Genomic DNA, 9,415 nt, shown 5'->3' on the forward strand with positions numbered 1-9,415 from the left:
GCGATGATCTGCTCTTCCGTAAACCGCTTTCTCTTCATCAGTCCTCCTTCAATCGAGGCCGGACTCTAATCTCAGATGGAGGAAATTACCCGTGGCAGGTCAGTCGCAGATGCCAGGGTATGGTCGACTTTTCCTCACAATTCGATCCATGCTCGACCAGGTGCGGGCATGGCTTCGGGCTTTGGCTTGAATTTGTCGATCCGGCAATGCGGCAGGACCCCGAGATGAAGGCGTTTACACTCCTGCCGTACGATGATCGGGGGCCTTGCGGTGATGCAATCTGCGAGACGGACGACTACGCGGAAGTTGCCGGCGTGTACACCCCTGCAGCTTGCCGCTGCCGGACGCCTTACAGCGCGAAAGAATTTTGACCGCCTGATTGAGGCCATCCGAAGGCTCCAAGACCGCGGAATTTCGGCAAACCTCGATCTTTTACAGCGACGGCCCGGAACGGCAGGCTCTTTCGTGCAAGGCGGGCGAGCTCGGTGTTGGCCGGTCTTGGATCCTGACAGCAACCCCGAGCAATACGAATTCGCTCTCGACTACGTCCTTGATCTTCGGTGGCCCGCTCCGATACCAGCATATGCCGCCAATTCAGCGTCTCACACTTGAAAGTTAATTCGTTGAGACCTCACGGTGGTGCTACTTGTCATGCCGTAAATCAGCAGGAGCGCGCGCGGTGACAGCCGTATGAAACCTTCCAGTCCTACATGCCTTTAAGAAAGCCGCAGCTTTACGAAGGGCCGAGTCCTTCGGAAAGAGCACACCGAGCCTTCCACCTTCAGAACCCGGAAGCATGCGGGCCGCAATCACCTCAAAGCCAAGCACCGTAAGCAGATTGCCCAAGGTGAGCGGTGTCCAAGAATGCAGATGCATGTGGGGATTGTTTGACCATGAGCGATGCTGCGGGGCAATGATCGGCATCTCGCACGGTACGAATACCTTCATTTCGCCAGAGGGCTTTAGGACGCGCAACATTTCCAGGAGCACCGTCGACGGGCTGTCAACATGCTCGAGAGCGTGATAGCTAATGATTTTGTCTATCGTGCCGGACGGGATATCCGCAAGTGAGCCAACAACAAGGTCCAAACGCGCAGACGCTTCCTTAACAGCGGTCTCGTTGATCTCTACGCCAATTCGCTTCACCGCTGGCAAGCACGAGAGGATACCGCCTGTGCCACAGCCGAAATCCAGAACGACGTCCGCGTGGCTGCTGAAACCCTCGAAAAGCCTTGCTCTAGACTTCTGGACGGTATCTGTTCGGTAACTGCTCCGCTGCTCAAAATACCGCGCGCCTTTTAGACGTGTATAGAGCGTATCGGATCTTGAATGCATCTACTAACACTCCACGGATCAATAGCATACGGTGAAACTGGCTGGGAGTCCAAGCGCCTTCGGGCAGGCCTTGCGAAAGCGCGCTCTGGAGCGCGCGCAGAATAACGGCCTGTCTGTTCCGGGCCGGGATGATAACCGCGATGTTCATGCTGTTCTAGTCTCATCATCCGCCCGAGACGGAGCCACGCTTGTGGCACCTTGCCTCGTGGTAGTAGGTGGAGTAGCGCGGGTAGAGGGAGCGCCCTCCGTTGCTCTTGCAAAGCCAGATCCAGCACATCTCCAACCAAGTCGACGTGGGGCTGTTCCACCGTCCGGAAGTGGGCGGTCGAGGAGCCGATATTCAGGCAGGGATTCATTGCTTCGCTCGGAAGCGAAGCCAAGATCGTCTGAACGTGCTTGGCTTCATTCGGACGCATCGGCGAGCATGCCCCATCCGCTAGTTACAGTGTGCGAGGGTCTGTCGCCACAGGCCCGCATCGTTATCACCGTTCGCCTCGTCGTTTGCTCCATTCTGTGCGAATTCAGGGGCCCGGGCTGCTCCACCGGACCTCGTACAGGGTCTCCATGACGCCGGAGCCGTACCTGTTGAAGTCCTTCAGGTCCTCGCTCGTCAGTCGCTCGATCGCAGCAGCGTTTATGTTCTCGGCCAGGAGTGACGCCCAGTAGCTTTTGTCCACTATGCGCATGGTGCGACTTGCAGACGCGGCGGCCTCCTGACCGGGCCCATAGCCCTTTGGCTTGTGAATATAGGCGTCCTCACGGGGCCGCGGCAGCGCCAGGCGCCCGTACAGGCGATCCAGAAAGCGGAGAGGATGGGCAACCATATCCTCGAACCTGACAAGCAAGTAGTTGTCTCTGGCAGCCTGTTCCTCAAGCATCTTGCCGGCAATGTGGCTGTAGACTCGACCCGCCATCATGGCCGGCACCCCTCGGCGCTTCCATGAATCGCAAAGGCCGTACCCGTTCCTCACCAGCCCGACGAAGATCGTCTCTTCGAACTGCTTCTCGATTTCAGAGTTCAGGAAGATGTCGTACTCAGTCACCTTGAAGAGGACGTGGCGCGCGAGCGCGAGATCGAGCCCCCTTTCCTTCCGCAGCTGGTAGTCAGCGGCGATCGACGCTTGGATGCTTCTTTCCAGACGCTTCTGAAATCGCTTCGCGTAGAACACTGACCTGGAGGCAAGCTTGCCCGCTTGGACTCCCAGACGCCGATAGACCTTTGGAGGAAGATTCCAGCCGCCGTTGTAGTAGAACTGCCAAAACTCATCGAAGGTCATGAGGACGCCGGGCGAAGAGCCGATCATATTCGCCAGAATGTTCGACCCGCCGCGGCCGAAGGAATTTATGACAATGGCTCGATCCATTCTGGGGTCCAGGGATTGCGGTTCGGTGCGCTATTTGAACTGTCTGAGTGTATTGGGCGATAGTATTTCCTAACCCTCGCGTCGTAAAGGCTCGTGTCACTGTACCTGTAGCGCGCGTGTTTTTGGTTATCGACCATCGTCAGGAGCGTACCACACGAAAACGCATGGGAAATCCGATTTCCGAAGGAGGTACTAGGACGGGCGGAGTCCATCACATTGAACTCGCGGGAGACGACCGGAACCAAGTGGGTTCCGGCGCGCGGATAGATCTTCGGAGCAAGCTGGGCCCCTTGTAGCAGAATTGCCAGAACTTGTCTGCGGCCATCTTACGTCGAGAGAGAGGCAGCGATCATGTTGACCGTATGTTCGAGCCCCCTCGACCGAACGAATGACGATAACGGCTCGTTCCATAAGTACCTCGATGCTCGCAGACCACTCCGTTTCGAAGGATTCTGTTGCCCTTCGGCGCGCCGCAGGGCGTCATTGAAAAGCCAAACTAAAGCGGCGAATTGTTTTGCGAGGAGAAGCGCAATAATCGGTAACGGGCGTCCTGGTGCAGCCTTAGCTCGAAACCAGCGGATATTGGCGCGACGTGAGATAGGTAAGGCACACGATAATGACCCACCGCATTTCTCGCCGGGATCTGGCACGGGCCGCATGCGCCGCCCTTGTGCTGACGGCATCCGGTCGCCCAGGACGGGATGCTCGCGCCGCCGGTCCAGCGCAAGGCTCGCAACCGAAAGCTCACTCCTGGCATCCTGGTCTGTTCCCGGAAATGATCGTGAAATCTTGGTTTCAGGAGGACCCGGCCGAAGGCGAAGTCTCCTCGTGGCAATCCGGCGGTGTGAAGCCGGTGGCTGCGGTGCAAGCCGAGCCCACCCTGCGCCCGACAAAGCTTCCGAATAACGGCGGCGTCCTCTTCAAAAAGGACACGAAACAGGCGTTGACTTGGCCCGTCGATAACGATGCCCCGTACCTTCACCGCTGGTGGTTCGTGATCGCCCGGTGCAATTCGGCAGTCAACGCCGATGCGAATAACGTTTCCGTTCTTTGCGTCAATGGAGCGGAGGGTGGCCCGCTGCATCGCCAGCCGCAGGTCTGTTTCAAGCCCTCGGCAGGCACATTCGTTTCGCGGCTCCATGACGGCAAGCTCAAGAGCGAGGAAGGGCAATGCTCGAAGGATTTTGGCGACTGGAATGTCATGGTCGGGTACCGCCGCGGATTCGTGATGCAGGCCGTGGTGAATGGGGTCAAGACGGCCGGCCAGACGATTTATGCTTTGGCACCCAACCGGATGAAATCGCAGAGCTTCATGGGCGATGTGAACAATCCGATGAGGGCCGAAGTCGCGATCGACTGTGTCATCATTGGACAAGGTGAACTAAATGACTCGCAGATCGACAAGCTGATCGGATGGGGGATGTGGCGCGTCGGCCGGCAATCCGCCCTGCCCGACGATCACCCCTATCGCCAGAGCCCTCCTTCAGCCGTGGATGCGAACGACAAACCGGCACGTTATGAGTTCGATTCAGCCTCGTGGGCGTCCTGGGCAGCCATTGGCAATGAGCGATACGCTCATCGTGGTGAGGCGGCGCCCCCGATCCGCGGTTATTCAACGGTCTTTCTTGACGACTTCGATTCCGGAACGATTGTCGATGATTACAAGGGCGCTCAAGGCAGCATCTGGTATGCGCCGACCCATCTCGCGGGCGTCGGTGTTGACGCCAATGCCCAGCGGGTCTCGGCGTCGCCGTCCTCCTATGTGCACGACGCCGCCAGCCACACGCTGGCGCTCCGGCTCTTGTACAAGCGCCGTTGGAGAACAGGTGCGTTCTCTTCCGTGAACAACAATGGCCAGGGTCGGTGTTGGGGAAAGGGGATCTTCGAGATCCGCGCCAAACTACCGAAGATCGCAGCGCCCCGCCCCGGATTTTTTCCTGCCTTTTGGGCGTATGGCAGGGAGCATCTAATCTGGCGGACGCGTAATCGCCTTGAGACTGACTTTTGGGAATATGACGGTCTCAATGGGGCCTATATCAACATAAGCCAGCACGTCCACAAACCCAGACTCGATTATGCAGGTCCAAATCTCGCGCCACGTGGCATGCACCGGAAAATCGCCGGCTATCAAGTCGATCCATCAAATGGCTTTCCAGCGACGATCGACGTATACGATGGCGAATTTCATACTTGGTACGCACAGATCGAGGATGATTATAGTTATTTCGTGATCGATGGCTATGAAGTGGCGCGCGTTCCGACGACGCCGGAACTCACAGCGAAAAAATACATCATAGTGGATTTCGCTTACGATGAAAAAAAGGGCCGCGCTCAACCGGACCTGTCGCAGACGTATGACATGGTGATTGACTATATAAGGGTCCGGCAGACGGAAACGGATCTGGCTAGGGTCCCGACGGGGTTCAGCGCGTTGCCGGCCTTCTCGGGCCAGGCTTCACCGGGCCAGGCGCTGACCGTCGTAGCGAACGTTATTGCGTCGCAAATTGAGTGTCTATGGTATCGTGACGGCGTTCCGATCGTGGGCGAAACCGGCACAAGCTATGAGCTCAGCTCGCGGGATGTCGGGCATAAGATTCGCTGCCATGTTCGCGCGGTCTCTGTGCTCGACCAGCCAGAAGCCTGGACCCCGGAAAGCGAGACCGTCGGCTAGGTGTTTGATTAGCAGTCCTGGCCGCAAACTAGAAGCGGGAGGTTTCCTAATCCGGTAGGAACATGATGCCAAGCTTCCCCTCCAATACGGCATCGCGGGTTCCGCTTACTGGTGAGACACGCGTGCGGCATGGCGGAGTCTTTCTCCGCCTGCCGGCATTGACACATCCAACAAGGTTCTGTTTCCCGGAAAGAGAACGTGTTAAAAGAATATCGCGCCGCGAGGGGCTGTGATGCGTTATCTCCTCACATTCGCGATACTAAGCCTCTTCCTGCCAATCAGGCTCGAGACGGGTCTTGTATTGCTGCGTCCGTTCGAGCTGATCACATTGCTGGCGCTCATCAACGGCCTGGCCACGGGGCGTTGGCAAAGCTTGGCTTTTCCAGCCGGTTTTCTACTGCTCCTGCCCTTCTTGGGCTGGCACATGGTCTCGGCCTTCAGCGTGGGCATAGAGAATGGCCTGCGCGAGCTGTTGCAGATGTCAGCCGTGGGCGCCTTTGCGTTCGCGCTCGCACAGGAGACCAGACGGCTTGAGACGTACAAGACCGTGAACATCTTGCTTTTCGGCATGGTGTTGATCCTCGCCTATACGATCGCCTGGCATGTGGATCATGGCTACCCGGTCGGTTGGAAGCATCTGTTCGATCCAAGGCTCGTGTTCACCTTCCTTCCAATTGCGCTCGCGGGGCTCCTCCTCTTCGCCAACCGGGCCAAGGGGCGCACCCTTTGGTTTGTATGGGCAGGGCTACTTCCCCTGCTCGTGCTATCTGGGGAACGCAAGGCGTTTTTGATCTATCTCTTTCTGACCGCTGCACTTCTGACGCGCGGAAGGCTCACTGCGATGGTACCGGCGATCGTCGCCGGCTTCGTGGCTCTTCTTGCGGTGTCGACCATGGTGGACAACCCCTATGTCGAGAAGCAATTGCAGTCCATGCTCGATCCGCTGAGCATGGGGCAGTACGAACACCTGGCCGCAACGGGGAAATATGCCCCTGGAGACACGCCGAGCAATGTCCAGCGCTCGTTTTCCTGGACTCTGTCCAGACGGCTCATCTCCGAACATCCAATAATGGGCGTGGGGACGAACCAATTCAAAAATATTATCGATACTGAGTTCCGCGATCTTCCTGCCGAGCTGCGGCTGGGAATCCATGGCGAGTTTCAACGCATCCTCACCGAGAACGGCATCATTGGGCTCAGCCTCTACGTTCTGATATGGGTCGCCGCATGGTTTCGGTTAAGCCGTGCTCTAAGCTGGGCACTTTTTCACGGATTGATCGGAGCGGCCCAGGCACGGCTTCTGCCCCTCATGTTCCTTGTTCCCTGCGCCTTCTACGTTGGAACAGAAGCCTCAGGCACACGAGCTTTCGTCACGCTGATCCTTGTCTCGCTCCTGCCGGAATTGACGCGGCACGGGCTTTGCCTATCATTGAACAGGGCGCGGAGGAGTCACCCGACAAGCATGAGGCATCCTCGATTTCTTGGGCGCCCCTTGCCAGGAAGCACAAGATGAGTGTTTCGGCTATCATGACATGCCACAATGAAGAACGCTTCATTGTGCAGGCAGTGGAAAGCGTGATCAATCAGACCGCATCGAACCGCATCAAAGAGATCATCATTGTCAATGATGGCTCGACGGACGGCTCGACGGAAGTGATTGCGTCGCTGGCCGATCGGGAGCCGCGCATACATGTCCTGACGGCGGCGGGTATTGGGCCTTCATCGGCGAGGAACCTTGCCCTCAGGCATGCTACCGGTGATTTTATTGCAATTCTCGACGGCGATGACCTCTGGGCTGAGGACAAGCTTGAGCGTCAATTGACCGCCTTTGGCAATGGCTGCAAGGCAGGTCTTGTCTATGGTGATTTTGTCGATTTTTCCGCTCCGGATCTTTCCGATGCTCTACACGTCACCGTTCGCCGCTATCGCGCGGACCAATGCGATACGCTGCCGACATATTTTCTGCTTGATGGGCCGATTGTTCCTTCCAGTATCGTTATGCGGCGGGAGATTGTCGAAGATATCGGGTTATTCAACGAGGCATTCAGGGTTGGAGAGGATACAGAGTTTTGTATGCGCGTAGCCGAGCGTTGGACATTTCAACATGTGGCCGGAGCCCTCGTCTATAAACGGCGCCATGGCTCGAACACAACCCGCAGACTCGACGCGCTTCTGTCGGTCGCCGAACGCCTCACGCGAGAATGGGTCATGCGACGGCCGGAGCTTGCGCACCTCGCTCGCCGGCGCAACGCGCGTTTGTACGCGAAAGCCGGCAATGATTGCGTGGCTCAAGGCGAAAAGAAACGCGGAGCGCGCTTACTCATTCGCGCGATGCGGCACGATCCATTGTCCTGGCGGGTGTACGTTTACATTTTCCTTTGCGCCCTGCCGAGGGGCATGGATCCGCAGGTGCGCCGCGCAGCCAAGCTATTGTTCTACCGCGCCTTGCGCAAAAGACTTTGCTGAGGGCTCCTAAAGATGCTGGCGGAATGGCGAGAGTTCGAGCATCTCATGCGGCAGCCCGGGAATCCTTCCGTACCGATTATTCTGTACCGCAACGGCAGGACCATAACGGAGACGAAATCCGAGCTCTCTGATGCGCGAACGGCCGATTATCCGGTTGTGCGTGGTCAGCCCGCACTGATCGATTTCTCTTGCAGTCTCGTGCGTGCCGATGTGCTGACGGCAAGTGGCATCTCACCCATAAAGAGGCGACCGAACTGGCTGAGGATCACCAAGGGATGGCTCTTCGGAACTGCGAATCTCAGCGCGCAAAACGTTGTCAGCTTTCGCGATCACATTCTCTCGCACGGCGTTGAGTGCCCCCTCGTGCTCATGATCGGCGCCGCAACCAAGGGCGCGGGGACCGACGGACTTTATGAAACCGAGGCCGTCCGACAGATTGCATTCGACATCTACCCGTCCGCACACACGCATTTCATCGCGGACGCCCATCAAATTCCGCTTGCCAGTGGCTCGGTGGACGGCGTCTGCATTCAGGCGGTCCTCGAGCATGTGATTAACCCGGAACAGGTCGTTTCAGAGATATCCCGCGTGCTCCGGCCCGGCGGTCTCGTCTACGCCGAGACACCATTCATGCAGCAAGTGCATGAGGGCGCTTATGATTTTACGCGCTTCACTGAGGTCGGACATCGCTGGCTGTTCCGGAATTTCGAAACGATCAGTCGCGGAGCGCTCGGTGGACCCGGCTTGTCACTCTACTGGGCGGCGAAATATTTCCTACGTGGCCTTACCCGGAGCCGGCGGCTTGGTGACGTCTTGAGTCTTCCCTTCGCGCTGGCCGCGCTCATGGACGGCATGATCGGAGAGGATCACAAGATCGACGGCAGCAATGGGGCCTATTTCCTGGGAAGGCTCACCGGAACCAGTATCTCACTAAGCAGCATTGTCGACGAATATCGGGGCGCTCAACGCTAGGAGCCTGTCCGAGTAGTCACTAGTCAAGTTGGGACGAGTCTGATTCCTTGCGGACTATGAGCAAGGAATTTCGCCCCTGGAAGATCGATGAGGCACAGCTTCTGCCGCCGAGCGTGAAGGACTACGTGCCCAAGAACCACCTCTCTCGGCTGATCGTGTCGCTGGTGAGGGAGGAGCTTGATCTATCCGCGATTAGCGGCAGTTACACGAGCGTGCTTGGTCAGCCGCCGTTCGATCCGCGCATGATGACGGCGCTGCTTTTGCAGGGCTACGCGAGCGGCCTCTACTCCTCACGCCGGATCGCCAAGGCTGCCTTGGAGCGTGCGGATTTCATGATGATCGTGGCGGGCGACCCGCCGGACTTCCGCGCGATCTCGGACTTCCGCAAGCGGCACTTGCCGGCGCTGGCCTCGCTGTTCGTGCAGGTGTTGAAGCTCGCCGAGAAAGCAGGTTTGGTGAAGCTTGACCTGCCACGGGTAATTTCCTCCATCTGAGATTAGAGTCCGGCCTCGATTGAAGGACGGACTGATGAAGAGAAAGCGGTTTACGGAAGAGCAGATCATCGCGGTTCTGCGTGAGCACGAAGCGGGGGCGAAGGCGGGCGACC

8 protein-coding genes are annotated in these 9,415 nt (G+C 57.8%); 6 read left to right on the forward strand and 2 right to left on the reverse strand.

From position 1 onward, the window contains the following. A partial coding sequence (locus NKI95_RS33530) for a hypothetical protein (protein WP_352722115.1) occupies window positions 1–371 on the forward strand: 371 nt, incomplete at its 5' end. 271 nt (window positions 372–642) lie between these two features. Here the strand turns inward: NKI95_RS33530 and NKI95_RS33535 are convergent. Continuing rightward, the gene (locus NKI95_RS33535) at window positions 643–1,335 is read right to left on the reverse strand and encodes a class I SAM-dependent methyltransferase (protein WP_352722116.1); all 693 of its coding nucleotides are present in this window, start codon (window positions 1,333–1,335) and stop codon (window positions 643–645) included. A 521-nt stretch (window positions 1,336–1,856) separates the two neighbouring features. Further along, on the reverse strand, window positions 1,857–2,699 hold the full coding sequence (locus NKI95_RS33540; protein WP_352722118.1) for a hypothetical protein: 843 nt from the start codon (window positions 2,697–2,699) through the stop codon (window positions 1,857–1,859). Between the two features lie 616 nt (window positions 2,700–3,315). Here NKI95_RS33540 and NKI95_RS33545 point away from each other — a divergent pair. From NKI95_RS33545 to NKI95_RS33565, 5 genes are all read left to right on the forward strand, one after another. Continuing rightward, window positions 3,316–5,370: a hypothetical protein gene (locus tag NKI95_RS33545; RefSeq protein WP_352722120.1), complete on the forward strand. Its 2,055-nt coding sequence runs from the start codon at window positions 3,316–3,318 to the stop codon at window positions 5,368–5,370. Between the two features lie 232 nt (window positions 5,371–5,602). After that, window positions 5,603–6,883: an O-antigen ligase family protein gene (locus tag NKI95_RS33550; RefSeq protein WP_352722121.1), complete on the forward strand. Its 1,281-nt coding sequence runs from the start codon at window positions 5,603–5,605 to the stop codon at window positions 6,881–6,883. Further along, window positions 6,880–7,836: a glycosyltransferase family 2 protein gene (locus NKI95_RS33555; protein WP_352722123.1), complete on the forward strand. Its 957-nt coding sequence runs from the start codon at window positions 6,880–6,882 to the stop codon at window positions 7,834–7,836. Before NKI95_RS33550 ends, NKI95_RS33555 begins: the two co-directional genes overlap by 4 nt. Window positions 7,837–7,848: 12 nt before the next feature. After that, entirely contained in the window at window positions 7,849–8,808 is a 960-nt protein-coding gene (locus NKI95_RS33560; RefSeq protein WP_352722124.1) for a class I SAM-dependent methyltransferase, read from the forward strand. A gap of 56 nt (window positions 8,809–8,864) precedes the next feature. After that, window positions 8,865–9,302: a transposase gene (locus NKI95_RS33565; protein WP_352722125.1), complete on the forward strand. Its 438-nt coding sequence runs from the start codon at window positions 8,865–8,867 to the stop codon at window positions 9,300–9,302. Window positions 9,303–9,415 lie beyond the last annotated feature (113 nt).

The organism is Mesorhizobium sp. M0306 (assembly GCF_040321655.1).
Classification (GTDB): domain Bacteria; phylum Pseudomonadota; class Alphaproteobacteria; order Rhizobiales; family Rhizobiaceae; genus Mesorhizobium.